The organism is Burkholderia sp. Nafp2/4-1b (assembly GCF_003635165.1).
Taxonomy (GTDB): Bacteria; Pseudomonadota; Gammaproteobacteria; order Burkholderiales; family Burkholderiaceae; genus Burkholderia.
In genome coordinates this window covers 137650-163605 of sequence record NZ_ML058601.1, presented here as the reverse complement: position 1 = coordinate 163605, position 25956 = coordinate 137650, and the positions used below count along the sequence as shown (strand labels likewise).

The following is a 25956-nucleotide window of genomic DNA, read 5'->3' as shown; positions in this document are numbered from 1 at the left end:
GCGGCAACGAGCCGGATGCGACAGGCGCGTCATGTCAGCTGGCTCCGACCGGCGCGCGACGGCACGAGCCAGCCGGTCGCGAGCAGCACGAGCACACAGGTGATCGACGTCACCAGCACCAGGAAATTGGCCGTGCTGTCGTCGCCGGCCTGCACCGCCGCATAGATCGCAACCGACAGCGTCTGCGTGCGGCCGGGCAGGTTGCCGGCGATCATCAGCGTTGCACCGAATTCGCCGAGCGCGCGCGCGAACGCGAGCAGCGCGCCGGCCAGGATCCCGCGCATGGCGAGCGGCAGCGTCACGCGGAAGAACACCGCGGCTTCGCCGAGCCCGAGCGTGCGCGCGGCGCGTTCGAGATGCGGGTCGACGCTCTCGAACGCGGCACGCGCCGACTTCAGGATCAGCGGGAACGCGACGACCATCGATGCGATCACCGCGCCCTGCCAGGTGAACACGAGCTCGATGCCGAGCCTGTCGAGCCACGCGCCGAACACGCCGCGCCGGCCGAGCAGCACGAGCAGGTAATAGCCGAGCACCGTCGGCGGCAGCACGAGCGGCAGCGTCAGCAGCGAATCGACCACGTCGCGCAGCGGCGAGCGCCAGCGCGCGAGCCCGAAGGCGGCGGCGACGCCGAGCACGATGTCGAGCGCGGTCGCCCAGCCGGCGACCTTCAGCGACAACAGCAGCGGTACCCAGGCGTCCTGCATCATGGTGCGCTCACTTGCTCGCGGGTTTGAAGCCGAACGTCGACAACACGGCCTGCCCCTGCGGCGACGCGACGAAGTCGATGAACGACTGCGCCTGCGCGGCATGGCGGCTGTCCTTGACCACCGCGATCGGATAGGTGATGGCCGTCTGCGTCGGCACCGTCAGCGCGACCTTCACGCGGCCCGGCATGATCGCCGCGTCGGTGCCGAACACGAAGCCCGCGTCGACTTCGCCGCGCGCGACGTAGTCGAGGCTCTGACGCACGTTGGCGGCCAGCACGCCCTTCGCGCTGACTGCGTCCCACACGCCGGCCGCGCGCAGCGCGCCTTCGGTGTAGCGGCCGACCGGCACCGACGCCGGGTCGCCGTACGCGATCCGCTTTACGCCGGGCGCCGTCAGGTCGTTCAGCGACGTCGGCGCGGCCGCGTGGCTGTCGGCCGGCACGATCAGCACGAGCGAGTTCGCGGCGAAATCGCGGCGCGTGCCGGGCACGATGACCTTCTCGCTGACCGCGCGATCCATCGCCTTCTGGTCGGCCGATGCGAACACGTCGGCCGGTGCGCCCTTGGCGATCTGCTGCATCAGCACATCCGACGCGCCGAAGTTGAACAGCACCTTGGTGTCCGGATGCTGCTTCTGGTACGCGTCGCCGACTGCCTTGAACGCGTTCGTCAGGCTCGCCGCGGCCGACACGACCAGTTCGTCGGCCGCGGAAGCCGGCGCACTGAACGCGATGCCCGCGGCGAGCGTGGCGAGCGGCAGCAGGCGGAGCAGGGTGCGGCGCAGCGGGCGGACGGTTGAGCGCATGGTCGGGTCGTCTGAATGGTTGAAACCGTAATCGTAATATAGGGTGGGTTATAACGCTCGACATACCACTCATGCGACGGTGCGCATGAAGATCTTCAGACTTGAATGGCGACCGGAATGACTTGCGTGCGGCCCGTCACGCGTGCAGCAACGGCTGCGACGAATCGGTGCGGTGCAGCGACGACGGCTGCGATGCCGGCCGGTAGTTCGGATTCGCCTTCCAGCGGGCGCGGACGAACGGCCGCTCGTGCCCCGACAGTTCCAGCGCGACCTTGGTGACCCAGCGGTGCGACGGTACCGTGATGCCGTGCAGTGCGACGGTGACGAGCGCGAGGCTCGCGACGACCGCCGGCGCCGACCAGCGATGCGGCACCGCGTGCCACGAGCCGGCGATGAACGCCAGCGCGGCGATCGCGCCGACGATGCAGCCGGTGATCGATTCGGACGGCGAATGCGCGTCGAGCGCGACGCGCGACACGCCGACCGCGATGCCTGCCGCGAGCCCGAGCGCGATGCCGACGATCCGCACCGGCGCACGCGTGCGGATCAGCGCGAGGAAGATCGCGACCGGGTAGACCGACGTCGACAGCATCGCGTGCCCGCTGAACCCCGTGAAGTCCCATGCGCGGATGCCGATGCCCCAGCCGAGGAATGCGATCTTGGTGAGCGCGACGACCCCGATCGCGATCGCCAGCACGCCGAGCCATGCGGCCGCGCGCTGCCACGAGTAGCCGAGGGCGAGCCACACGGCGATCGTGATCGCGAGCGGCAAGGTCAGCCCGGCGCCGCCGAACGCGGTGATCATGATCCATAGGTGAGACGACAGGTCGAACATCGGGAGGGAAACGGACAGAGGCGGGACGAATGCTCAAATCAACGCGCGAGCCGGGAAGAACGACTACAACGGATACAAGCGGTTAAACCCAAGTATAGCGCCGCGTGTGGTCGAGGCCCGTTTTTTGCGCCGCAGGGGAACTATCCGCATGCAGGAAAAATCCCAGAAACAGTGTTATGGTGCATTGCACAAAGTCGAACGATGCACCCCGTGGGTGTCCCTATTTTTTCCTGACTGCGAGCCTGATCGATGACCAAAAGTCTGACGAAGGTATGGCTGGGCGGCATGAAACGCATGCTGTCTCCGGTCGCCAAACGTGCGGCGCGTGATGCCCAGCGTATCGCGCGCGATACGCTCGAGGCCGCAGCGTCGCCCGCTACCCCTCCTGACGTATCGCCGCCGCGCGAGTCGCGCGTGCGGCCACGCGCGGCTGCGTGGGCGGCCGGTGAATGGACGCGCGGCGAGCATCCGATGGCGCCCGCGCTCGGCCGCCTCGTCCAGCAGCTCGCCTACGCGCTGTATATCCCAGCGGGCCGCAAGCGCGGCGCGATACCGCTCGTCGTGATGCTGCACGGCTGCCAGCAATCGGCCGATGAGTTCGCGCAGGGCACGCGGATGAACCTGCTGGCCGACCAGCACGGCTTCGCGGTGCTGTATCCGGAGCAGTCGCAGCGCGCTCATGCGCACGGCTGCTGGCACTGGTACGAGGACACCGACCGCGCGGGCCGCGGCGAGGCCGATGCGGTCGCATCGCTCGTCGATGCGCTCGTCGACGAGCACGGGTTCGACGCATCGCGCGTCTACGTCGCCGGGTTGTCGGCCGGCGCCGGCCTCGCGACGTTGCTCGCGCTGCACCATCCGGAGCACTTCGCGGCGGTCGCACTGCACTCCGGCCCCGCGCTCGGCGAAGCGAATTCGGGCATCAGCGCGATGGACGTGATGCGCCGTGGGCTGCGGCAGAACCCGGCCGCCGCTATCGACGCGCTGGTCGATGCCAGCGCATATCCCGGCATGCCGACGCTGATCGTGCAGGGCGACCGCGACCATGTCGTCGCGCCGAAGAATGCCGATCAACTGACCGTCCAGTTCATGCGCCTGAACGGGCTCGCGGACAGCCGCGGCGCGCTGCGCGGCGGTGAGCGCGTGGAGACGCGGGAGGCGGGCGCATACATTACCGACGTGCGCCGCGACGGCGAGTCCGTCGTGCGGTTGTGCCACGTCAAAGGGCTCGATCACGCGTGGGCCGGCGGCGACGAAGCCGTGCCGTTTCACGCGGCGGTCGGGCCGGATGCGAGCGCCTTGATCTGGTCGTTTTTCAAAGCAAATCGTCGCACTGTGGCGGCCGAACGACGCACCGTTTGATCGTCGCTAGCCAAAGCCTAGGGTTTTCCCTATAATTCGGGAAAACCCTAGTCAAAGAACCTTTGGATTGCGAGATCGACCATGTACCTGCTGAGCCACCTCTTCCTGATGCTGACCAAGAACGCTGAAAAGGCCGCGAAAGAGCGTGCCGACGCGTACCTGTCCGAAGCAACCGACATTTACGATCTCGAATTCCGTATGCGCAAGATCGACCGCGAAGCAGCGATGAACCGTCCGTTCTCGTTCGGCTCGCGTTAAACAGCGCAGCGCGGGCCGGCACGTCAGCCGGTCCGGCGAACCACGCAAAAGGGCGTGTGCGGCGAAGCAGCCGCACACGCCCTTTTTGCATTCGGCGCGGAAGCGTCGCGTCAGACGACGGTCAGGCGCACCGGCACGTTGTTGCGCGTCGCGTTCGAGTACGGGCACACGTGGTGCGCCTTGTCGACCAGCGCCTGTGCATCGGCCTTGTCGATCCCCGGCAGCGATACGCGCAGTTCGATGTCCAGCCCGAAGCCGCCTGCGTCGTTCGGGCCGATGCCCACTTCGGCGGTGACTTGCGTATCGGCCGGCAGCGTCTGCTTGTTCTGGCCCGCGACGAATTTCATCGCGCTCAGGAAACAGGCCGAGTACCCTGCGGCGAACAGTTGCTCCGGGTTCGTGCCTTCCGCACCCGTGCCGCCGAGCTCGCGCGGCGCGGCCAGCTTGACTTCCAGCTTGTGGTCGGCGGATACCGCGCGGCCGTCGCGGCCGCCGGTGCTCGTTGCGCTGGTCTTGTACAGAATGTTCATCGTGCAGCTCCTGTCGGAAGAGGGAGAAGCGGTCCGGTCGAACGGGGTGTCGCCGGCCACGACGAAAATATAGAACACAAATGATTAGTGTGCAAATGAAATTTTAAAGAAAAAGCCCGGCCATGCCGGGCCCGTTCGCGGCCGCCCGGTTCAGCGGCCTTCGTTGGCCGCCGACAGCGCGTCGCGCAACTGCTGGAGATCCGCGCGGAGCCGCAGCAGGAACTCGGGGGTTTGCTGCATCGCGCAAAAGAGATCGGCCGGGACCGAGCGCGCGTGGTCCTTCAGCGTGCGGCCCTCCGCGGTCAGGTGCACGTTCACGACGCGCTCGTCGGTCGCGCTGCGCACCCGTTCGACGTAGCCGAGCGCCTCGAGCCGCTTCAGCAGCGGCGTGACGGTGGCCGGGTCGAGGTCGAGGCGGGCGGCGATGTCCTTCACCGCGATGTCGTCGCGCTCCCACAGCACGAGCATCGCCAGATATTGGGGATAGGTCAGCGAGAGCTTGTCGAGCAGCGGCTTGTACGCCTTCGTCATCGCATGCGAAGTCGAGTAGAGCGCGAAGCAGAGTTGCTCGTCGAGCGTCTGGGGCAGTTGGGGCAGGCGATCCATGATTCGGGCGGCGCGGCGAACGCGCTAAAGATTTGCACACAAATGATTTTGCGCGCAAAAGATTTGCTTGAACAGAGGGGGGACGGAGTGTGGCAAGCCGCGGCGGGCGCCGCGCTTGCCGGGAAGGGTGGCGGCCGGCGGCGCGCGCCGGCCGAGCAGGTCAGCGGCCCGACGTGGGCGTCGCGGCGCCCGGCTCCTGCACGCCGAAGCAGCCGCGATAGGTCGCGTAGAACGAGCAGTACATCATCGTGACGATGATGATCGTCACCGGCATCATGATCGTCAGCACATAAGCGCCGGCGCCGAGCGCCTGCAGCAGCAGCGACAGGCCGAACGACGCGCCGAGCGCGACGCCGAACCACAGCAGCCCGTACACGACGAACGCACCGCGATTGCGCCAGCAGCTGACGACGCTGAAGAACAGCGCCTTGGCGGGCGGGATGTCGTGCCACGCGGTCAGTACCGGTGCGAACCAGAACAGCATCGCGACCGGCGCGTAGAGCAGCGTCGCGAACAGCAGCGCGCCGAGCGTGCCCTGCGTGGCGAGCGCTTCCGGCGTCGTATTCGCGTCGCCCGTCGCGCCGAGCATCATGTGCAGCAGCCCGCCGCCGTCGATGATCGCCGACGCGGCGAACACCAGCACCATCAGCGCGACATAGACCACGCCGAGCACGAGCAGCCGTTGGGTCGTCGCGGTGCCGTACGAACGGAAGCCGTCGATCAGGATCGTCGGCATGACCGGCTTGCCGGCCACCGTGTCGCGGCAGGCGGCCATGAAGCCGACGGCAATGCCGGGGATGAACAGCAGCGGCAGCGCCGCGCCGATCACCGGCACCATCGACACCAGCGTGATCGCCAGCAGATACGTGAAAAACAGCGTGATGAACGCGAGCGGATTCCGGCGGAACAGCCAGATGCCTTGACGGAACCAGACATAGCCCGCTTTCGCGGGTACTTCGATCAGTTGCATGCGGTATGGGTCTCGGGAAGCGCCGGCGTGTGGGCGATACGCTCACGCAGGATGCGTTCGAAATGACCGGGATCGTGCGGTTTGAGCATTTCGGCCGCGCGCGGCAGGTAGAAGTCGTACAGGCGCGACACCCAGAAGCGGTACGCGCCCGCGCGCAGCATGTCGCTCCAGTGGCGGCGTTCCTCGGCCGTGAACGGCCGGACCGTCTGGTACGCGCGCACCAGCGCATCCGCGCGCGCGATGTCGAGCACGCCGGTGGCGAGGTCGACGCACCAGTCGTTGACGGTCACCGCGACGTCGAACAGCCATTTGTCGCAGCCAGCGAAATAGAAGTCGAAGAAGCCCCCGAGCCGGACGTCGTGACCGGTGTCGGGCGCCGCGTGCGCGAACAGCACGTTGTCGCGGAACAGGTCGCAGTGGCACGGGCCGCTCGGCAGCGCCGCGTAGTCGTCGGACGCGAAGAATGCGGCCTGGTGCGCCAGTTCGCCCTCGAGCAGCGTGCGCTGCTCGTCGGTGATGAACGGCACGATCGCCGGCACGTTCTCCTGCCACCACGGCAGGCTGCGCAGGTTGGGCTGATGGCGCGCATAGTCGCGCCCGGCGAGGTGCAGGCGCGCGAGCATCTGCCCGACCTCGATGCAGTGTTCGACCCCCGGCGCGAGCTCGGCCGCGCCGTCGAGCTTCGTGACGATCGCGGCCGGCTTGCCGTGCAGCTCGCCGAACAGCGCACCGTCGTCGCGCGGGATCGGATCGGGCACCGGCACGCCGTGGCTTGCCAGATGGCGCATCAGGTCCAGGTAGAACGGCAGCTGTTGCGCCGTCAGCTTCTCGAAGATCGTCAGGACGTATTCGCCGCGCGTCGTCGTCAGGAAGAAGTTGCTGTTTTCGATACCGGACGGAATGCCGCGGAACGCCAGCACGTCGCCCAGTTCATAGTGGCGCATCCATTGCGCGAGATCGGAGTCGGAAACAGCGGTGAAAACGGCCATGCGAGATGCGTCTGGTCAGTTGTCGGCACGCGCGCGGCGTGCGGCGCGACAGGAGGTGAAGGAGAAGCCGGTGCGCCGCGTCGGGATCGATGCGGCGCGGCAGGAAATCAGTAGCGCAGGTTGACCGACGGCAGGCGGGTGATCGGGACACCCGCGTCGTGCGGCTTCGGCGACGTGTCGAGTGTCGAGCTCATCTGGTAGCGCGTGCCGAAGTTAGACTTCACGTCGATCTCGACCGGCTTGCCGCGATCGCGATATTCGGTGACTTCGGTGCCGTTCTTGCTCTTTTCGTGGAAGCTCGGCGTGCGGCGGATGTCGGCGAAGTCGACTTTCGACGTGACTTCGGCGCCCGGCCGGTTGATCTTGCGGAGATCCGGCAGGCCCGCGGCTTCGTTGGCCTCGGCCCGGGCCTGCGCGTCGGCGTCGGGCGTGCTGCCGGCGGCGTAAGCGGCGCCGGCAGCGGCAAACGAGCCAGCGAACGCGGCGGCAGCGGCGACGAGAATGAGCGGCTTCATGATGAGTCTCCAGTGAACCTACCGATTTTAGCAAATACTGCGCGCCGATCGGCCCTCGCGTGCAAGCGGCCTGCAAGCGGGCGGCCATGAGCATGACCGGGTTCCGTGGTAATGTCGTTCGATCAGACGAGGTGATGAAAATGAAGAACGATTTGAGCCGCCGGCACCGGATGCTGACACCCGAGAGCCCGCCCGTCGAAGCATTCGACGATTCCGTTGCCGCGGTCGCGCGACTGTCGGCCATTTACGACACCAATACGGGTTTCCTGCGCGACGCCTTCGCGCGTTATCGCCGCCACGAATCGATCACCGAGCACGTGCGTGCGTGCTATCCGTTCGTGCGCATTCGTACCGATGTCAACACGCACGTCGACTCGCGCCGTTCGTATGGATTCGTCGCCGGCCCCGGCGTGTTCGAGACGACGGTCACGCGTCCCGACCTGTTCGCCAACTACTACCGCGAGCAGTTGCGCCTGTTGACGAAGAATCACCACGTGAAGGTCGAGATCGGCGTGTCGTCGCAGCCGATTCCGATTCACTTCGCGTTCCCCGAAGGCATCCACCTCGAAGGCGAACTCGACCGCGACCGCCTGCTCGCGATGCGCGACATCTTCGACACGCCGGATCTGTCGTACCTCGACGACCGCATCGTCAACGGCACGTTCGAGCCGGCGCCCGGCGAGCCGCATCCGCTCGCGCTGTTCACGGCCGCGCGCGTCGACTTCTCGCTGCACCGGCTGCGCCACTATACGGCGACGTCACCCACGCACTTCCAGAACTACGTGCTCTACACGAACTACCAGTTCTACATCGACGAATTCGTGAAGCTCGGCCGCACGCTGATGACGGAGAGCACCGATCCCGAAGAGCGCGAGTACCGCAGCCAGTACAGCTCGTTCGTCGAACCGGGCGATGTCGTCACGTACAACGCGAACCTCGGCAGCGATCCGGCCGAAGGCGCTGCGCCGCCGCGGCTGCCGCAGATGCCCGCGTATCACCTGAAGCGCGCGGACGGCAGCGGGATCACGATGGTCAACATCGGCGTCGGTCCATCGAACGCGAAGACGATCACCGACCACATCGCGGTGCTGCGTCCGCACGCATGGGTGATGCTCGGGCACTGCGCGGGCCTGCGCAACACGCAGCGCTTGGGCGACTACGTGCTTGCGCACGGTTACGTGCGCGAGGATCACGTGCTGGATGCGGACTTGCCGCTGTGGGTGCCGATCCCGGCGCTCGCCGAAGTGCAGCTCGCGCTCGAGCGCGGGGTGGCCGAGGTCACGCAGCTGGACGGCCCCGAACTGAAGCGCGTGATGCGCACGGGCACGGTCGCGAGCGTCGACAACCGCAACTGGGAGCTGCGCGATCACCGCGAGCCCGTGCAACGACTGTCGCAGAGCCGCGCGATCGCGCTCGACATGGAAAGCGCGACGATCGCCGCGAACGGTTTCCGCTTCCGCGTGCCGTACGGCACGCTGCTGTGCGTGTCGGACAAACCGCTGCACGGCGAGCTGAAGCTGCCGGGCATGGCCGACACGTTCTACCGCGGGCAGGTCGACCAGCATCTGCAGATCGGCGTGAAGGCGATGGAGATCCTGCGCACGAACGGGCTCGACAAGCTCCATAGCCGCAAGCTGCGCAGCTTCGCGGAAGTGGCGTTCCAGTAACGCCGCCGCGCCTGCAACGACAAAGGCCGCGCGCGAACTCTCGTTCGCGTGCGGCCTTGTTTTTGATGCGTCAGTGCGCGGGCCGATCGGCTCGGCGCTCAGTGATTCAGCATTCGCCTTTCTTCGCGTGTCCCGGCGGGCAGTGATAGCCGCCGCGGCCTTCGTGACCATGATGACGCTCGTGGTCTTCCCACTCGCGACGTTCCCAGTAGCGACGGCCGTCCCAGTAGCGGTCGCCATGCCAGCCGACGATCACGACCGGCGCGGGCGCGACCACCACCGGCGCCGGCGTGCCGATGTTGACGTCGACGTTGACGGCGTGGGCGAGGCCGGACAGCGAAAGGCCGAGGCCGGCGAAGGCGAGGGCGATCAGCGAGCGTTTCATGTTGTTTTCCGTGATGTCGTTATCAAGACAAAAGGCCGGCGCGACGCGATGGACGCGAGGGGGGATCGTTCCACCGGGGGAACGCCACGCCGACGAGATGCAGTGTGCGCGTACGGGGCGGAAAACGCGAGGCGCATTTGTTACGGCGGATTGGCGCGATACAGGCACGCCGAGACGACCGGCACGCTGCATGATTTGACAGTGACGTGCCGCAGACGCGGAACGGGGCAGCCGAACTGCGCGGCACAGCCCGCTTGGATTTGACATTCGGCCGCGCGTGGTTGCGCAGCGCGTTAATGCGGCGTTACAAAATGCGGCGTTACAAAATGACAAGCGGCAGGTGGCTGAATCGCCAGACCTGCCGCGCGCGAAGCCAGCGGGAAGCCAGCGCGAAGCCGGCGACCCGCCATGACGCCGGCCGCCGACGTCGATCGAATTACAGATAGAACATGCGGTCTTCTTCGGGCGGCGGCGGATGACCGTCGCCACCTTCCGAACCTTCTTCCTCGCCGCTGTCCTCGTAGAATGCGAGCACCGCGTCGAGCACCTGGTCGGGATCGTCGATCACCTGCATCAGGTCCATGTCTTCCGGATTGATGAGGCCGTTCGGAATCAGCTGGTCGCGGAACCATTGCAGCAGCCCCTTCCAGAATTCGCTACCGACCAGAATGATCGGCACGAGGCGCGACTTCTTCGTCTGGATCAGCGTGAGCACTTCGGACAGTTCGTCGAGCGTGCCGAAGCCGCCCGGCATCACGATCACCGCGTCGGAGTTCTTCACGAACGTGACCTTGCGCGTGAAGAAGTGGCGGAAGCGCAGCGAGATGTCCTGGTAGTGGTTGCCGGCCTGCTCGTGCGGCAGCTCGATGTTCAGGCCGACCGACGGCGCCTTGCCGGCGTGCGCGCCCTTGTTCGCGGCTTCCATGATGCCGGGGCCGCCGCCGGAGATCACCGCGAAGCCGGCGTCGGACAGCTTGCGCGCGATCTGCGCCGCGAGCTTGTAGTGCGGTGAATCGGGTTTGAGACGGGCAGAACCGTAGATGCTGACAGCCGGGCGGATCTCCGACAGGTACTCGGTCGCCTCGATAAACTCTGCCATAATCGTGAACATCTGCCACGACGCGCGCGCCTTCTTGGCCGTCGCGCGTTCTTGATCTGCGAGCGAACGCAGACTCGGAATCACTTTTCTCTTGTTCATAATGCCTGAAGAACGAAATCTGGAAGGTAAGACCCTGCTATTGGTTGACGGTTCGAGCTATCTGTATCGGGCTTACCATGCGATGCCTGATCTGCGTGGCCCTGGCGGGGAGCCGACCGGAGCGCTCTACGGAATCATCAACATGCTGCGCCGTATGCGCAAGGAAGTCAGTGCAGAGTATAGCGCTTGCGTGTTCGATGCAAAGGGCAAGACGTTCCGTGACGACCTTTATGCCGACTATAAGGCAAACCGGCCGTCGATGCCGCCCGATCTCGCATTGCAGGTCGAGCCGATTCACGGCGCGGTGCGCGCGCTCGGCTGGCCGCTGCTGATGGTCGAGGGCGTCGAGGCCGACGACGTGATCGGCACGCTCGCGCGGGAAGCCGAGCGGCACGGGATGAACGTGATCGTGTCGACCGGCGACAAGGATCTCGCGCAGCTCGTGACCGACCACGTCACGCTCGTCAACACGATGACCAACGAGACGCTCGATCGCGACGGCGTGGTAGCGAAGTTCGGCGTGCCTCCCGAGCGGATCATCGACTACCTCGCGCTGATCGGCGACACCGTCGACAACGTGCCGGGCGTCGAGAAGTGCGGGCCGAAGACGGCCGTGAAATGGCTGTCGCAGTACGACAGCCTCGACGGCGTGATCGAGCACGCGGGCGAGATCAAGGGCGTGGTCGGCGACAACCTGCGCCGCGCGCTCGACTTCCTGCCGCTCGGCCGCAAGCTCGTGACCGTCGATACGGCGTGCGATCTCACGCCGCATCTCGAATCGATCGAAGCGTCGCTGAAGAGCGATGGCGAAGCGCGCGACCTGATGCGCGACATCTTCGCGCGCTATGGCTTCAAGACGTGGCTGCGCGAAGTCGAGAGCGCGCCCGCCGAAGGCGGCGGCGCCGATGCGCCGGAAGGCGACCCTGCACCGGTGGTGGCCGCGAACATCGTCCGCGAATACGACACGATCCAGACCTGGGAACAATTCGACGCGTGGTTCGCGAAGATCGATGCGGCCGCACTGACCGCGTTCGACACCGAAACCACCGCGCTCGATCCGATGACCGCACGGCTCGTCGGCCTGTCGTTCTCGGTCGAACCGGGCAAGGCCGCGTATCTGCCGGTCGCGCATCGCGGCCCCGACCTGCCCGAGCAACTGCCGATCGACGACGTGCTCGCGCGCCTGAAGCCGTGGCTCGAATCGGCCGATCGCAAGAAGGTCGGCCAGCATCTGAAGTACGACGCACAGGTGCTCGCGAACTACGGCATCGCGCTGAACGGCATCGAGCACGACACGCTGCTCGAATCGTACGTGCTCGAATCGCACCGCACGCACGACATGGACAGCCTCGCGCTGCGTCATCTCGGCGTCAAGACGATCAAGTACGAAGACGTGGCCGGCAAGGGCGCGAAGCAGATCGGCTTCGACGAAGTCGCGCTCGAGCAGGCCGCCGCGTATGCGGCCGAAGATGCGGACATCACGCTGCAGCTTCACCAGGCGCTGTATCCGCAGGTCGCACGCGAAGCGGGCCTCGAGCGCGTGTATCGCGACATCGAGATGCCCGTCTCGCTCGTGCTGCGCAAGATGGAGCGCACCGGCGTGCTGATCGACGACGCGCTGCTGCAGGCGCAAAGCAGCGAGATCGCGACGCGGCTCATCGAGCTCGAGGGTCAGGCGTACGAACTGGCCGGCGGCGAATTCAATCTCGGCTCGCCGAAGCAGATCGGGCAGATCTTCTTCGAGAAGCTGCAGTTGCCGGTCGTGAAGAAGACGCCCAGCGGCGCACCGTCGACCGACGAGGAAGTGTTGCAGAAGCTTGCCGAGGACTACCCGCTGCCGAAGCTGCTGCTCGAGCACCGCGGGCTGTCGAAGCTGAAGTCGACGTACACCGACAAGCTGCCGCGCATGGTGAACCCCACCACCGGCCGCGTGCATACGAACTACGCGCAGGCCGTCGCGGTGACGGGCCGCCTTGCGTCGAACGACCCCAATCTTCAGAACATTCCGGTGCGCACGGCCGAAGGCCGGCGCATCCGCGAAGCGTTCATCGCGTCGCCGGGCCACCGGATCGTGTCGGCCGACTATTCGCAGATCGAACTGCGGATCATGGCGCACATCTCCGGCGATGCGTCGCTGCTGCGCGCATTCTCGCAGGGCGAGGACATTCACCGCGCAACCGCGGCCGAAGTGTTCGGCGTGACGCCGCTGGAGGTCAACTCCGACCAGCGCCGGATCGCGAAGGTGATCAACTTCGGGCTCATCTACGGGATGAGTGCGTTCGGCCTCGCGTCGAACCTCGGCATCACGCGCGATGCGGCGAAGCTCTATATCGACCGCTATTTCGCGCGCTATCCGGGTGTCGCGCAGTACATGGAAGACACGCGCACGGTGGCGAAGGAGAAGGGCTACGTCGAAACCGTTTTCGGCCGCCGTCTGTGGCTGCCGGAAATCAACGGCGGCAACGGTCCGCGCCGTCAGGCCGCCGAGCGCGCGGCCATCAATGCGCCGATGCAGGGTACGGCGGCCGACCTGATCAAGCTGTCGATGATCGCGGTGGACGACTGGCTCACGCGCGACAAGCTGGCGTCGCGAATGATCATGCAGGTGCACGATGAACTGGTGCTCGAGGTGCCCGACGCCGAACTGTCGCTCGTACGCGAGAAGCTGCCTGAAATGATGTGCGGTGTGGCGAAGCTGAAGGTGCCGCTGGTTGCCGAAGTGGGCGCCGGCGCGAACTGGGAAGAGGCACACTGACGCACCCCCCCGTGCGATTCCCCCAATTCCCGCTACCCGCGGCATATTGTTGCAGGGATGCTGAATATCGAGATGGTTTGCTTGTGGTCAACGCGCAAGCTCCCGGACAATGCAGGTCAGTCAGGCCATTGTCGCGGGGGCAGCGCGCTCCGCGTTCCGGGATCGGATGCATCGAAGTGTTTCGAACTGCACATCGATGATGTCCGAACCGGTTAATCCAACGGGCGGCGCGAACGCATCGTGTCTGCATCGTCCGGCGGCAGCAGTTTCGAATCGCAAAGGGGGAATCAGATGCATCGGATCATCATCGTAGGCGGAGGCGCGGGCGGCCTGGAACTGGCGACGCGGCTCGGCGACCGTTACGGCGCGCGCGGCGATCGTCCCGCGCGTGCGCTTGTGACGCTCGTCGACCGCAATCCGACTCACATCTGGAAACCGTTGCTGCACGAGGTTGCGGCCGGCAGCATGGACCCGTTCACGCAGGAACTCGAATACGCAGCGCAGGCGCGCTGGCATGGCTTCGAGTTTCAGCAGGGCGGTCTGACTTCGCTCGACCGCGCGGCAAAGCGCATCACGCTGTCGCCCGTCAACGACAGCGACGGCGCGGAATTGCTGCCGGCGCGCGATCTCGAATACGACACGCTGGTGATCGCGATCGGCAGCACGACCCACTTCTTTGGCGTGCAGGGTGCGGCCGAAAACGCGATCGCGCTCGATACGGTCGGCGAGGCCGAGCGTTTCCGCAAGCGCCTGATCGCCGCGTGCATGCGCGCCGAGCACCAGACGCCGGTGGAGCCCGCGCCGGGTGCGGCGGCCGAGCCGCGCATCCAGGTCGTGATCGTCGGCGGCGGCGCGACGGGCGTCGAGTTGTCCGCGGAGCTGCGCAATACCGCGCAGGTATTGTCCGTGTACGGGCTGCACAAGCTCGACCCGCGGCACGACGTCGGCATCGTGCTGATCGAATCGGGGCCGCGCATCCTGCCGGCGCTGCAGGAACGCGTGTCGACCGCGACGGCCGAGCTGCTCGAAAAGCTCGGCGTGCGATTGATGCTGGCCGAGCGCGTGACCGAAGTCGCGCCGGGTGTCGTGCACACCGCGAGCGGCAAGGCGGTGCGCGCGGACCTCACGGTCTGGGCGGCCGGCATCAAGGCGCCGGCCGTGCTGTCGAATCTCGACGGCCTGCAGGTCAACAAGCTCGGTCAGCTCGACGTGCGCCGCACGCTGCAGACCTTCACCGACGACAACGTCTTCGCGCTCGGCGACTGCGCGGCCTGCGCATGGCCGGGCAACGAACGTAACGTGCCGCCGCGTGCGCAAGCCGCGCACCAGCAGGCGAGCTTCCTGCTGAAGGCGATCGGCTGCCGTCTCGACGGGCGTCCGCTGCCCGAGTTCACGTATCGCGATTTCGGTTCGCTCGTGTCGCTCGGCCACTTCAGCGCGGTCGGCAACCTGATGGGCGGCCTGATCGGCGGCAACATGCTGATCGAAGGGCTGTTCGCGCGCTTCATGTACATGTCGCTGTACCGGCTGCACATCGCGGCGCTGCACGGCTATCCGCGCATGATGCTCGACACGGTCGCGCACTGGCTGCGTCGTACCACGCTGCCGCGCGTCAAGCTGCACTGACGCGGGGCCGCACGTCGATCCGTCGGGGCGGGCAGGGACTGCGCATCGCGCGGGTCGCCTGCCCGTTGTCTTTTCAGGTGCCGGAGGGCGCGCAAGGGCATGCGCGCCCCGCGCCGGGCTCGTGTGTTTCTTCGTCTCTTCGTTTGAATTGGCCGCCCTTCGAATCGCGGGGCGGCGCTCGCCGCGCGCACGTCGCGCCGGGGCGCGGCACCGTCACCAGACAGGCACCGACACCGAGTTCGCCGCCACGGGATTACACCTTCGTAATCGAGTCTTACACATCTGACAGTTGACGCAACAACGGAATATTGGGCATCTTGTCCGGGTTTCCGCTTGCGGCGGGGTGCCAACCGCCGCGAGATCCGCGTCGTCGGCCGGCGCGATGCCTCGTCAGGTCGATTCCATGGCCGTGACGGCGCCCAATCGAGGAGTGCATTCATGTTGAAACCCGAAGTCGACAGCCTGGTTCCCCACGTTCCGTTCTCGCGCCGCAAGTTCATGCAGGCCGCGCTGGGCGGCACCTTCGCGGCGGCCGTGCTGCCCGTGTCGGCGCAGACGGTCACCACCGACAGCGCCGGGCTGGACGTCGACACCATCGAGATCCGCTCGGGCGACGCGAGCATCCCGGCGTATCGCGCGCAGCCGGTCGGCAAGACGAACCTGCCGGTCATCATCGTGATCCACGAGATCTTCGGCGTGCATGCGCACATCGCCGACGTCTGCCGCCGCTTCGCGAAGCTCGGCTATCTCGCGATCGCGCCCGACCTGTTCGCGCGGCAAGGCAACGCATCGAAGTATCCGACGATGAAGGAGCTGTACGACCACATCATCAGCAAGGTGCCGGACCGCCAGGTCACCGAGGATCTCGATGCGACCGTCGCGTGGGCCGGCAAGAACGGCGGTGATCCGGCGCGTGTCGGCGTTACGGGGTTCTGCTGGGGCGGCCGCCAGGCATGGCTGTATGCCGAGCACAATCCGCACGTGCTGGCGGCCGTCGCGTGGTACGGATTCGTCGAAGGCAAGACCGACGAGATGACGCCGTTCAATCCGGTCGATCACGCGGCGTTGCTGAAGGTGCCGGTGCTCGGCTTGTACGGCGAGAAGGACACCAACATCACGCAGGCGTCGCTCGCCGACATGCGCAAGGCGATCCAGAAGAGCGATTCGACGCTCGCGCGCCAGTCGGAGATCGTCGTGTATCCGGATGCCGGTCACGCGTTCTTCGCCGATTACCGCCCGAGTTACGTGAAGGGCGATGCCGAGGATAGCTGGAAGCGCGCGATCGAGTGGTTCCACAAGTACGGCGTGATGTAAACGACAAGCGGCGGCAGATGCCGCCGCTTCGTTACGGCTGCGCTGCCGCTTACGGGTTCGGGCCGGTTGCGACCGGTCGCGACGGATCGGCGCTCCATTCGCTCCACGAGCCCGGATACAGCGACGCGCCATGCAGCCCCGCGACTTCGAGGGCGAGCGCGTTGTGGCATGCGGTCACGCCCGACCCGCATTGCAGGATCACGTTGTTCGGCTCGGTGCCTGCCAGCAGCGCGGTGAAGGTCTCGCGCAGTTCGTGCCCGGTCTTGAAGCGGCCGTCGGCGGTCAGGTTGTCCTTGAAGAAGCGGTTGCGTGCGCCGGGAATGTGGCCGCCGACACGATCGATCGTTTCGTTTTCACCGCGATAGCGATCCGGCGCGCGGGCATCGATCACGACGCGCGTGGCCGACGTGACGTTCGCGAGCACGGCCGCCGCGTCGACGGTCGATTCGAGCGGCGCTGCCGCATGGAAGTCGCCGGCGGCCGGGTGCGGCACGTCGGTGGTCAACGGCTGGCCAGCCGCTTCCCACGCCTGCAGGCCGCCGTCGAGCACCGCGACGGAGTCGTGCCCGAGCCAGCGCAGCAGCCACCACAGGCGCGCTGCATAGGCGCCGCCCTGTGCGTCGTAGGCAACGACCTGCTGGCCCTGCTTGACGCCGCGGCTGGCGATCAGCGTGGCGAATGCATCGCGGGTCGGCAGCGGGTGGCGGCCGTTGGTGCCCGTCTTGCGGCCGGACAGGTCGCGGTCGAGATGAAGATACTGCGCGCCGGGGATATGGCCGGCCGCATAGGCGGCTTCGCCTGCGGCCGGATCGACGAGATCGAAGCGGCAGTCGAACACGGCGACGCTGCCCGGCGCTGCGGCCAGGCGCTCGGCCAGATTGGCTGCGGAGATGAGCGTGGTGTAGTGGGTGTGTGGCATGACGGCTCCCTGGAGTGCAAACGGCCTGATACTCCAAGTCTAAACAAAAAAAGACGGGCCGAAACCCGTCTTTTCATATGTCGAAAGCCGTGGGGCGCTTAAGGGCCGCGCGCGTCAGAGATCGCCGAGATGGCGGCGCAGGAACTCGTGGAAGTGCTGCATGCCGTCTTCCATCGGGCTCTGGTACGGGCCCACCTGCGATTCGCCGCGCGCCATCAACGCACGGCGGCCGGCGTCCATGCGCATCGCGATTTCGTCGTCCTCGACGGCCGTCTCCATATAAGCGGCGCGCTCGGCCTCGACGAACTCGCGCTCGAACAGCGCGATTTCCTCGGGGTAATAGAACTCGACGATGTTGGTCGTCTTCTGCGGGCCGCGCGGAATCAGCCACGACACGACGAGTACATGCGGATACCACTCGATCATCAGGCCCGGGTAGTAGACCATCCAGATCGCGCCGAACTCCGGCGGCACGCCGTTGCGGAACTTGAGCACCTGCTCGTGCCACTTCTGGTAGGTCGCGCTGCCCGGTTTCGCGAGCGCGTTGTGCACGCCGACCGTCTGCACGCTGTACCAGTCGCCGAATTCCCACTTGAGATCGTCGCACGACACGAAGCTGCCGAGGCCCGGGTGGAACGGGACGACGTGGTAATCCTCGAGGTAGACCTCGATGAACGTCTTCCAGTTGTAATCGCACTCGTGCACTTCGACGTGATCGAACAGGTACTCGGAGAAGTCGAAGTGATGCCTGGTGCCAAGGTTCGCGAGATCGCGCGCGACGTTGCGGCCTTCGGCCTCGAACAGCAGCCCCTGCCAGTTCTGCAGCGGGCTCTTGCCGAGGTTCAGGCACGGCTTGTCGGGGAAGTGCGGCGCGCCGAGCAGCTGGCCTTCCAGATCGTACGTCCAGCGGTGCAGCGGACATACGATGTTCTGCGCGTGGCCGCGCCCGTTGAGCATGATCGCCTGCCGGTGGCGGCACACGTTCGACAGCAATTCGATCTGGTTCGCCGGGTTGCGGACCAGCACGCGGCCTTCCTTCTCGGACGGCAGCGCAAAATAATCCCCCGCCTCGGGCACCATCAACTCGTGCCCGACGTAACGAGGTCCTTTCTTGAAGAGGGTTTCGATCTCGCGCTCGAGTAGCGCCTCATCGAAATATGCAGTGACTGGAAGCTGGCTGTGAGCCGACTTCAACTGAAGCGCATCGCTCAGATTGGACATTCCCACTCCCGGTGTTAGCGTGAAAGCAGTGAACAACCCAACCATCGAAAAATCGATTTAGGGAAACGGAGAATTATACCCGGTTCGCCCTGCAAGGCCAGGATTAAGTGCCTGATTTGTGTCAATTTTTTGTCGGGCGACGACCGGTTGGCGCACAATGTGTGCCAGGGAAGGGGCCTGATTGCGCGCCCGGGGCCCAAGTCGTCAGGTCGGAGAATTCTCTTTTGCCGTAGAATGTCCGACTTGTTTTGAAATTTGACACCCTCGTCCATGGCGAAAACCGCATCCCCAGGCGCCACACCGCCCGACAATGGCACCGAACCGTTGCCGGACAACTACGAAACGGCGCTCGCGGAACTCGAGACGCTGGTTGCCCGGATGGAAGGCGGCGCGTTGAGCCTCGAGGATTCGCTTGCCGCGTATCGCCGCGGTGCGACCCTCGTTGCGTTTTGCCAACAGCAGCTCGAGAAAGTGGAACAGCAGGTTCGCGTGCTCGACGGCGCGACGCTGAAGCCGCTTTCATCCGGAACGGCCGCCACGGACGGCGAAGACGACGATCTATGACATTCGAACAATGGATGCGGTCCGTGCTCGACCGTGTCGAGGACGCACTCGGCCACTATTTGCCGGCCGACAACGTGGTGCCCACGCAACTCCACGAAGCGATGCGCTACGCGGTCCTCGGCGGCGGCAAACGCGTTCGCCCGCTGCTGTGCCATGCAGCAGGCGAACTGACCGGCGCGACCGAAGCGGCGCGCAATGCGGCGGCGGCGGCGCTGGAGATGATCCACGTCTACTCGCTCGTGCACGACGACATGCCTTGCATGGACGACGACGCACTGCGACGCGGCAAGCCGACCGTGCACGTGCAGTACGACGAGCCGACCGCGCTGCTGGTCGGCGATGCGCTGCAGTCGCAGGCATTCGTCGCGCTGACCGACGCAGCCGCGCTGTCGCCGGTGCAGCAGGCCGCGCTCGTGCGTGAACTGGCGCTGGCGAGCGGCTCGATCGGCATGGCCGGCGGGCAGGCGATCGACCTGGCGAGCGTCGGCCTCAAGCTGACGCGTGAGCAGCTCGAGACGATGCACCGGATGAAGACGGGCGCGCTGCTGCGCGCCGCCGTGCGGATGGGTGCGCTGGCCGGCGAAACGCCGTCCGCGGACACGATGGCCGCGCTCGACGTTTACGCGGGGGCCGTGGGTCTGGCGTTCCAGGTCGTCGACGACATTCTCGACGTGACGACCGATTCGGCGACGCTCGGCAAGACGGCCGGCAAGGATGCGGCGAACGACAAGCCGACCTACGTGTCGATCCTCGGCCTCGACGCATCGCGTGAGCTCGCTGCCCAGTTGCGCGCCGAAGCGCACGATGCGCTGAAACCGTTCGGCGCACGCGCACAGCGTCTCGCCGAACTTGCCGACCTGGTGGTGAACCGGGTCAGCTGACGCGAAGCCCGCCGCTGCGCACACGCTACGGTGCGTGCAATAGAATGCGGGCGCGTTTGATTTCCTACAATGGAACGACGATGTACGACTTGCTGAAAACCATCGACGACCCGGCGGATCTGCGCCGCCTCGATCGTCGCCAACTCCAACCGCTCGCGGATGAACTGCGCGCGTTCGTGCTCGACAGCGTGTCGAAGACGGGCGGCCATCTGTCGTCCAACCTCGGGACGGTCGAGCTGACGATCGCGTTGCACTACGTGTTCAACACGCCGAACGATCGGATCGTCTGGGACGTGGGTCACCAGACCTACCCGCACAAGATCCTGACGGGTCGCCGCGATCAGATGCATTCGCTGCGTCAGTACGACGGCATCTCGGGCTTCCCGCGCCGCAGCGAGTCCGAATACGACACGTTCGGCACCGCGCACTCGAGCACGTCGATTTCGGCGGCGCTCGGCATGGCGATCGGCAGCCAGCTGAACGGCGACGACCGCTTCTCGATCGCGGTGATCGGCGACGGCGCGATGACGGCCGGCATGGCGTTCGAGGCGATGAACAACGCGGGCGTGTCGGAAGATGCGAAGCTGCTCGTGATCCTCAACGACAACGATATGTCGATTTCGCCGCCGGTCGGCGCGCTGAATCGCCATCTCGCCCGCCTGATGTCGGGCCGCTTCTACGCGGCCGCGCGCGCGGGTGTCGAGCGCGTGTTGAGCGTGGCGCCGCCGGTGCTCGAACTCGCGCGCAAGCTCGAGGAGCACGCGAAGGGCATGGTCGTGCCGGCGACGCTGTTCGAAGAGTTCGGCTTCAACTACATCGGCCCGATCGACGGTCACGATCTCGATTCGCTGATCCCGACGCTGCAGAACATCCGCGAGCTGCGCGGCCCGCAATTCCTGCACGTGGTCACGAAGAAAGGCCAGGGCTACAAGCTCGCCGAAGCGGATCCCGTGCTCTATCACGGCCCCGGCAAGTTCAACCCGGCTGAAGGCATCAAGCCGTCGACCACGCCCGCGAAAAAGACCTACACGCAGGTGTTCGGCGAATGGCTGTGCGATGAAGCCGAGCGCGATACGCGCGTCGTCGGCATCACGCCTGCGATGCGCGAAGGCTCGGGCATGGTCGAATTCGAGAAGCGCTTCAAGGATCGCTACTACGACGTCGGCATCGCCGAGCAGCACGCGGTGACGTTCGCGGGCGGCCTCGCGACCGAAGGGCTGAAGCCCGTCGTCGCGATCTATTCGACGTTCCTGCAGCGTGCGTACGACCAGCTGATCCACGACGTCGCATTGCAGAATCTGCCGGTCGTGTTCGCGATCGACCGCGCCGGCCTCGTCGGCGCCGACGGTGCGACGCACGCGGGTGCATACGATCTCGCGTTCATGCGCTGCATCCCGAACATGACGATCATGGCGGCGTCCGACGAGAACGAATGCCGCCAGATGCTGCACACGGCGCTCCAGCAGCCGAACCCGACCGCGGTGCGTTATCCGCGCGGCGCGGGCACGGGCGTGGCGACGGTGAAGGAATTCACCGAGATCCCGCTCGGCAAGGGCGAAGTGCGTCGCCGTACGTCGCAGCCGGAAGGCAAGCGCGTCGCGATCCTCGCGTTCGGCACGATGGTCGCGCCGTCGCTGGTGGCAGGCGAAGAACTCGACGCAACGGTCGCGAACATGCGCTTCGTGAAGCCGGTCGACGCGGCGCTCGTGCGTGAGCTCGCCGAGACGCACGACTACCTCGTCACGATCGAGGAAGGCTGCGTGATGGGCGGCGCGGGCTCGGCCTGCGTCGAAGCCCTGATGGAGAGTGGGGTTATCCGACCCGTACTACAATTGGGCCTCCCTGACCAGTTCGTCGACCACGGCGACCACGCGAAGCTGCTGGCGCAATGTGGCCTCGACGGCGCGGGCATCGCGAAGTCGATTCGCGAACGCTTCCTGAGCCCGGCGGCCGATGTCGCCGGCCACGCGAAGCGCGTCGCCTAAGCTGGCGCCGCCTGCGGGCGGCGTCGGTGCGACTGGCGCAACCGGTCTTCATTGATGCGGAAAACATGGGCCTGCGGGCCCATGTTGCTTTTCCGGCTGCCGCGTGACGCGGCGTGCGCGTCGTCGAACGCGCGGCTTGGCTTACAAGGATTGAAAAAGATGAACCAGATGAATCCCGCCTTCGTGATGCCCGACGTGCAGAGCACGGTGGATACCCGCCAGATTCCGATTCAACGCGTGGGCGTGAAGGCGGTTCGGCATCCGTTGACGGTGTGCACCGAAAGCGGCGACGTGCAGCCGACCGTCGGCGTCTGGAACCTCGACGTGCGCCTGCCGGCCGATCAGAAGGGCACGCACATGTCGCGCTTCGTCGCGCTGCTCGAAGAGAACCGCGCGCCGCTGACGGTCGAACGCTTCCGCGCGATGCTCGCGTCGATGCTCGAGAAGCTGGAAGCCGAAGCCGGCCGCATCGAGGTCACGTTCCCGTACTTCGTGAACAAGACGGCGCCGGTGTCGGGCGTGCAGAGCCTGCTCGATTACGAAGTGACGCTCGCGGGCGATAGCCGCAACGGCGAAACGCGCGTGTTCCTGAAGGTGCTCGTGCCGGTGACGAGCCTGTGCCCGTGCTCGAAGAAGATCTCGCAGTATGGCGCGCACAACCAGCGCTCGCACGTGACGATCGACGCCGAGCTCGCGGCCGACCTGCCGGTCGAGGCGCTGATCCGCATCGCGGAAGAAGAGGCATCGTGCGAGCTGTGGGGCATGCTGAAGCGTCCGGACGAGAAGTTCGTCACGGAGCGCGCGTACGAAAACCCGAAGTTCGTCGAGGATCTGGTGCGCGACGTCGCGCAGCGTCTCGATGCGGACGCGCGTGTGGTCGCCTACGTGCTCGAAGCCGAGAACTTCGAGTCGATCCACAATCACAGCGCGTATGCGCTGATCGAGCGCGACAAGCGACACGCTGCGTAACGCTTCATAACGTTCCGCTGCCGCGGTACTGCGTCGCAGTGTCGTAGTGTGATTTCGCCGCTGCAACGAGAAAAGGCCGCTCCGGATCGAGCGGCCTTTTCGTTTTCCGGCGCGTGCCGGAGCGCCCGGCACCGCGCCGCGTCATGCGGCTCAGCGTGCGAGCGATGCGAGATCCCAGCGCGGCTTTACCGTGAACGCGTAGTCGGCGCTCGCCTGCTCGGGCCAGCGGCCGAGCCGCAATGCGCCGGCGAGCGCGATCATCGCACCGTTGTCGGTGCAGAGCGCGAGATCGGGGTAGTGCACAGCGAAGCCGCGCTTGGCTGCAGCGGCCGACAGCGCCGCGCGCAACTGCCGGTTCGCGCCGACGCCGCCGGCTACCACGAGGCGCTTGAGCTTCGTCTGCTTGAGCGCCGCGAGCGACTTCGCGACGAGCACGTCGACGGCTGCGTCGACGAAGCCGCGTGCGAGGTCCGCCTTCGCGCGCTCGAGCGCTTCGCCGTCGAGCTTCGCCGCCTCGAACTTCTTCATTTGCGTGAGCACGGCCGTCTTCAGGCCGCTGAAGCTGAAATCGAGATCGCCCGAATGCAGCATCGGACGCGGCAGCACGACCGCGCCCGGCGTGCCCGTTTCCGCGAGCTTCGACACTTCGGGGCCGCCCGGATAGCCGAGGCCGATCAGCTTCGCCGTCTTGTCGAACGCTTCGCCGGCCGCGTCGTCGAGCGTTTCGCCGAGCGTTTCGTACACGCCGACGTCGGTCACGCGCATCAGCTGCGTATGGCCGCCCGACACCAGCAGTGCGATGAACGGGAACGGCGGCGGCTCGTCGACGAGCAGCGGCGACAGCAGGTGGCCTTCGAGGTGATGGATGCCGACGGTCGGCTTGTTCCACGCGAGCGCGAGCGCGTTCGCGATGCTCGCGCCGACCAGCAGCGCGCCGGCGAGGCCGGGGCCTTGCGTGAAGGCGATCGCGTCGATGTCGTCGCGGCGCGTGCCGCTTTGCGCCATCACTTCCTCGAGCAGCGGCAGTGCGCGGCGGATGTGGTCGCGCGATGCGAGTTCGGGCACGACGCCGCCGTATTCGCGGTGCATCGCGATCTGCGAATGGAGCGCATGCGCGAGCAGGCCGCGCTGCGTGTCGTAGAGCGCGAGGCCGGTTTCGTCGCAGGAGCTTTCGATGCCGAGAACGAGCATGGGTGGGGGCGGGCGCGCGTTGTCGAGCGCGCCGCGGGAAGGTCAACGTAACCGGAAATTATAGCAGGCGGGGGCGTCGCCGCTGCGGGCGGCCCGGGCCGAAGGCCGGGCAGGTACAATCCGCGCCATGGAAACTTACGATATCGCCGTGATCGGCGCGGGCGCCGCCGGGATGATGAGCGCCGCGGTCGCCGGGCAACTCGGCCGTCGCGTGGTGCTGCTCGACCACGCGCCGCGGCTCGCCGAGAAAATCCGCATCTCGGGCGGCGGCCGCTGCAACTTCACGAATCTCTACGCGGGCCCCGACAACTACCTGTCGTCGAATCCGCATTTCGCGCGCTCGGCGCTCGCACGCTATACGCCGCGCGACTTCCTCGGGCTGCTCAAGCGCCACCACGTCACCTGGCACGAGAAGCACAAGGGGCAGCTCTTCTGCGATCACGGCAGCGACGCGATCATCGACGTGCTGAAGCACGAATGCGACGCGGGCGGCATTGCGTGGCGCCGGCCGGTGGTCGTCGACGCGGTGCGCCACGCGCCGTCCGACGGCTTCACGCTCGATACGCAGCAGGCAGGGCCGATCCGCGCGAACGCGCTGATCGTCGCGACGGGCGGCCTGTCGATCCCGAAGATCGGCGCGACCGATTTCGGCTACCGGCTCGCGAAGCAGTTCGGCCACAAGCTTGTCGATACGCGGCCCGCCCTCGTGCCGCTGACGTTCGCGCAGCAGGACTGGGCGCCGTTCGCGGCGCTGTCCGGCGTGTCGCTCGAAGTGCGTGTGTCGACCGGCGACAAGAAGCGCGGCGGCGAATTCGTCGAGGATCTGCTGCTGACCCATCGCGGCCTGTCGGGCCCCGGCATCCTGCAGATTTCCAGCTACTGGCAGTCGGGCGACCCGATCCGCATCGATCTGCTGCCGCAGCGCGACGCGGTGGCCGACCTGCTCGAAGCGAAGCGCACGTCGAAGCGCCAGATCGGCTCGCTGCTCGCCGACTGGGTGCCGGCGCGCCTCGCGCACGCGTGGCTCGACACGCATCGCGTCGCGGCCGACGCGCGGCTCGCGGACCTGCCCGACAAGACGCTGCGCCAGATCGGCGAGGCACTGTCCGGCTGGACGCTGACGCCCAACGGCACCGAGGGCTACAAGAAGGCCGAGGTGACGAAGGGTGGCGTCGATACGCGCGAACTGTCGTCGGCGACGATGATGAGCGCGCGGGTGCCGGGGCTGTTCTTCATCGGCGAGGCGGTGGACGTGACGGGCTGGCTCGGCGGCTACAATTTCCAGTGGGCGTGGGCGTCCGGCACGGCCGCAGGGCAGGCGGCGGCGGAGTTCGTACGCGGCGCCTGACGCGTGCGCGCAGCGCCGCCGTTGACGGGGCCCGGCCCTTATGGCTTTACTCCCCGCTCTGCTATACTCGTAAGTCTTCCCTGCAAACCTTTATTCGTGTCGGATCATGACGATCATTCGCGTTAAAGAAAACGAGCCGTTCGAAGTCGCCATGCGCCGCTTCAAGCGCACGATAGAGAAGAATGGTCTGCTGACCGAGCTTCGTGCGCGGGAGTTCTACGAGAAGCCGACCGCGGAGCGCAAGCGCAAGAAGGCTGCCGCGGTGAAGCGTCATTACAAGCGGATTCGCAGCCAGACGCTGCCGAAGAAGCTGTACTGAACGATTGAGCGCCGCGCGATTCACTGAGCGGCGC

Annotated in this window: 25 protein-coding genes; 12 read left to right on the top strand and 13 right to left on the bottom strand. The window is 66.4% G+C overall.

What is annotated here, in order from left to right; all coding sequences use genetic code 11:
• Positions 1-29: 29 nt before the first annotated feature.
• From modB to C7H84_RS10205, 3 genes are all read right to left on the bottom strand, one after another.
• Positions 30-707 carry a molybdate ABC transporter permease subunit gene (gene modB, locus C7H84_RS10215; protein ID WP_121858851.1) on the bottom strand — a complete coding sequence of 226 codons (678 nt, stop codon included), beginning with the start codon at positions 705-707 and terminating at the stop codon, positions 30-32.
• Positions 708-717: 10 nt separating this feature from the next.
• Positions 718-1515: a molybdate ABC transporter substrate-binding protein gene (modA, locus tag C7H84_RS10210; protein WP_121858701.1), complete on the bottom strand. Its 798-nt coding sequence runs from the start codon at positions 1513-1515 to the stop codon at positions 718-720.
• Between the two features lie 136 nt (positions 1516-1651).
• Entirely contained in the window at positions 1652-2350 is a 699-nt protein-coding gene (locus tag C7H84_RS10205) for a phosphatase PAP2 family protein (RefSeq protein WP_121858700.1), read from the bottom strand.
• A 249-nt stretch (positions 2351-2599) separates the two neighbouring features.
• Here C7H84_RS10205 and C7H84_RS10200 point away from each other — a divergent pair, with 249 nt between their 5' ends.
• Both C7H84_RS10200 and C7H84_RS10195 read left to right on the top strand, forming a co-directional pair.
• Positions 2600-3712, top strand: a complete 1113-nt coding sequence (locus C7H84_RS10200) for a PHB depolymerase family esterase (RefSeq protein ID WP_121858699.1) — start codon at positions 2600-2602, stop codon at positions 3710-3712.
• Positions 3713-3793: 81 nt separating this feature from the next.
• Positions 3794-3970, top strand: coding sequence for a DUF3563 family protein (locus tag C7H84_RS10195; RefSeq protein ID WP_006753395.1), 177 nt, complete (start codon positions 3794-3796; stop codon positions 3968-3970).
• 110 nt (positions 3971-4080) lie between these two features.
• On the opposite strand, the gene C7H84_RS10190 is transcribed toward C7H84_RS10195, so the two are convergent.
• The 5 genes from C7H84_RS10190 to C7H84_RS10170 all read right to left on the bottom strand — a co-directional run bounded on the left by C7H84_RS10190 (position 4081) and on the right by C7H84_RS10170 (position 7580).
• A complete protein-coding gene (locus C7H84_RS10190; RefSeq protein ID WP_121858698.1) occupies positions 4081-4500 on the bottom strand; it encodes an organic hydroperoxide resistance protein in 420 nt (139 codons plus the stop codon).
• Between the two features lie 150 nt (positions 4501-4650).
• Positions 4651-5106, bottom strand: a complete 456-nt coding sequence (locus C7H84_RS10185; protein WP_121858697.1) for a MarR family transcriptional regulator — start codon at positions 5104-5106, stop codon at positions 4651-4653.
• A gap of 160 nt (positions 5107-5266) precedes the next feature.
• Complete coding sequence (locus C7H84_RS10180; protein ID WP_121858696.1) at positions 5267-6076, bottom strand: BPSS1780 family membrane protein; 810 nt, start codon at positions 6074-6076, stop codon at positions 5267-5269.
• On the bottom strand, positions 6067-7065 hold the full coding sequence (locus C7H84_RS10175) for a homoserine kinase (RefSeq protein ID WP_121858695.1): 999 nt from the start codon (positions 7063-7065) through the stop codon (positions 6067-6069). Before C7H84_RS10175 ends, C7H84_RS10180 begins: the two co-directional genes overlap by 10 nt.
• A 107-nt stretch (positions 7066-7172) precedes the next feature.
• Positions 7173-7580 (bottom strand): hypothetical protein, encoded by a 408-nt coding sequence (locus C7H84_RS10170; RefSeq protein WP_121858694.1) that lies wholly within the window; start codon positions 7578-7580, stop codon positions 7173-7175.
• 140 nt (positions 7581-7720) lie between these two features.
• Between C7H84_RS10170 and C7H84_RS10165 the strand changes: the two genes are divergently transcribed.
• A complete protein-coding gene (locus C7H84_RS10165; RefSeq protein WP_121858693.1) occupies positions 7721-9247 on the top strand; it encodes an AMP nucleosidase in 1527 nt (508 codons plus the stop codon).
• Positions 9248-9353: 106 nt separating this feature from the next.
• On the opposite strand, the gene C7H84_RS10160 is transcribed toward C7H84_RS10165, so the two are convergent.
• Positions 9354-9632, bottom strand: coding sequence for a hypothetical protein (locus tag C7H84_RS10160; RefSeq protein WP_121858692.1), 279 nt, complete (start codon positions 9630-9632; stop codon positions 9354-9356).
• A 436-nt stretch (positions 9633-10068) separates the two neighbouring features.
• Positions 10069-10830, bottom strand: coding sequence for a TIGR00730 family Rossman fold protein (locus tag C7H84_RS10155; protein ID WP_121858691.1), 762 nt, complete (start codon positions 10828-10830; stop codon positions 10069-10071).
• Between the two features lies 1 nt (position 10831).
• Here C7H84_RS10155 and polA point away from each other — a divergent pair, with 1 nt between their 5' ends.
• The 3 genes from polA to C7H84_RS10140 all read left to right on the top strand — a co-directional run bounded on the left by polA (position 10832) and on the right by C7H84_RS10140 (position 16525).
• The gene (polA, locus tag C7H84_RS10150; RefSeq protein WP_121858690.1) at positions 10832-13585 is read left to right on the top strand and encodes a DNA polymerase I; all 2754 of its coding nucleotides are present in this window, start codon (positions 10832-10834) and stop codon (positions 13583-13585) included.
• Positions 13586-13876: 291 nt separating this feature from the next.
• A complete protein-coding gene (locus tag C7H84_RS10145; RefSeq protein ID WP_121858689.1) occupies positions 13877-15211 on the top strand; it encodes an NAD(P)/FAD-dependent oxidoreductase in 1335 nt (444 codons plus the stop codon).
• A 438-nt stretch (positions 15212-15649) separates the two neighbouring features.
• Complete coding sequence (locus C7H84_RS10140; protein WP_121858688.1) at positions 15650-16525, top strand: dienelactone hydrolase family protein; 876 nt, start codon at positions 15650-15652, stop codon at positions 16523-16525.
• Between the two features lie 49 nt (positions 16526-16574).
• On the opposite strand, the gene C7H84_RS10135 is transcribed toward C7H84_RS10140, so the two are convergent.
• Entirely contained in the window at positions 16575-17444 is an 870-nt protein-coding gene (locus C7H84_RS10135) for a sulfurtransferase (RefSeq protein ID WP_121858687.1), read from the bottom strand.
• A 114-nt stretch (positions 17445-17558) separates the two neighbouring features.
• Positions 17559-18665 carry an aromatic ring-hydroxylating dioxygenase subunit alpha gene (locus C7H84_RS10130; protein ID WP_121858686.1) on the bottom strand — a complete coding sequence of 369 codons (1107 nt, stop codon included), beginning with the start codon at positions 18663-18665 and terminating at the stop codon, positions 17559-17561.
• Positions 18666-18935: 270 nt separating this feature from the next.
• Between C7H84_RS10130 and C7H84_RS10125 the strand changes: the two genes are divergently transcribed.
• From C7H84_RS10125 to folE2, 4 genes are all read left to right on the top strand, one after another.
• Positions 18936-19229, top strand: a complete 294-nt coding sequence (locus C7H84_RS10125) for an exodeoxyribonuclease VII small subunit (protein ID WP_107309864.1) — start codon at positions 18936-18938, stop codon at positions 19227-19229.
• Positions 19226-20110 (top strand): polyprenyl synthetase family protein, encoded by an 885-nt coding sequence (locus C7H84_RS10120; RefSeq protein WP_121858685.1) that lies wholly within the window; start codon positions 19226-19228, stop codon positions 20108-20110. The genes C7H84_RS10125 and C7H84_RS10120 overlap by 4 nt, the downstream gene beginning before the upstream one ends.
• Positions 20111-20190: 80 nt before the next feature.
• Positions 20191-22095, top strand: a complete 1905-nt coding sequence (dxs, locus tag C7H84_RS10115; protein WP_121858684.1) for a 1-deoxy-D-xylulose-5-phosphate synthase — start codon at positions 20191-20193, stop codon at positions 22093-22095.
• A gap of 159 nt (positions 22096-22254) precedes the next feature.
• Entirely contained in the window at positions 22255-23064 is an 810-nt protein-coding gene (gene folE2 / locus C7H84_RS10110; RefSeq protein WP_121858683.1) for a GTP cyclohydrolase FolE2, read from the top strand.
• 150 nt (positions 23065-23214) lie between these two features.
• Here folE2 and tsaD read toward each other — a convergent pair whose 3' ends face one another.
• On the bottom strand, positions 23215-24255 hold the full coding sequence (gene tsaD / locus C7H84_RS10105) for a tRNA (adenosine(37)-N6)-threonylcarbamoyltransferase complex transferase subunit TsaD (protein WP_121858682.1): 1041 nt from the start codon (positions 24253-24255) through the stop codon (positions 23215-23217).
• A gap of 118 nt (positions 24256-24373) precedes the next feature.
• Here tsaD and C7H84_RS10100 point away from each other — a divergent pair, with 118 nt between their 5' ends.
• On the top strand, positions 24374-25603 hold the full coding sequence (locus tag C7H84_RS10100) for an NAD(P)/FAD-dependent oxidoreductase (RefSeq protein WP_276208396.1): 1230 nt from the start codon (positions 24374-24376) through the stop codon (positions 25601-25603).
• A gap of 106 nt (positions 25604-25709) precedes the next feature.
• Positions 25710-25922 (top strand): 30S ribosomal protein S21, encoded by a 213-nt coding sequence (gene rpsU, locus C7H84_RS10095; RefSeq protein ID WP_006479415.1) that lies wholly within the window; start codon positions 25710-25712, stop codon positions 25920-25922.
• The last annotated feature ends 34 nt before the right edge of the window (positions 25923-25956 follow it).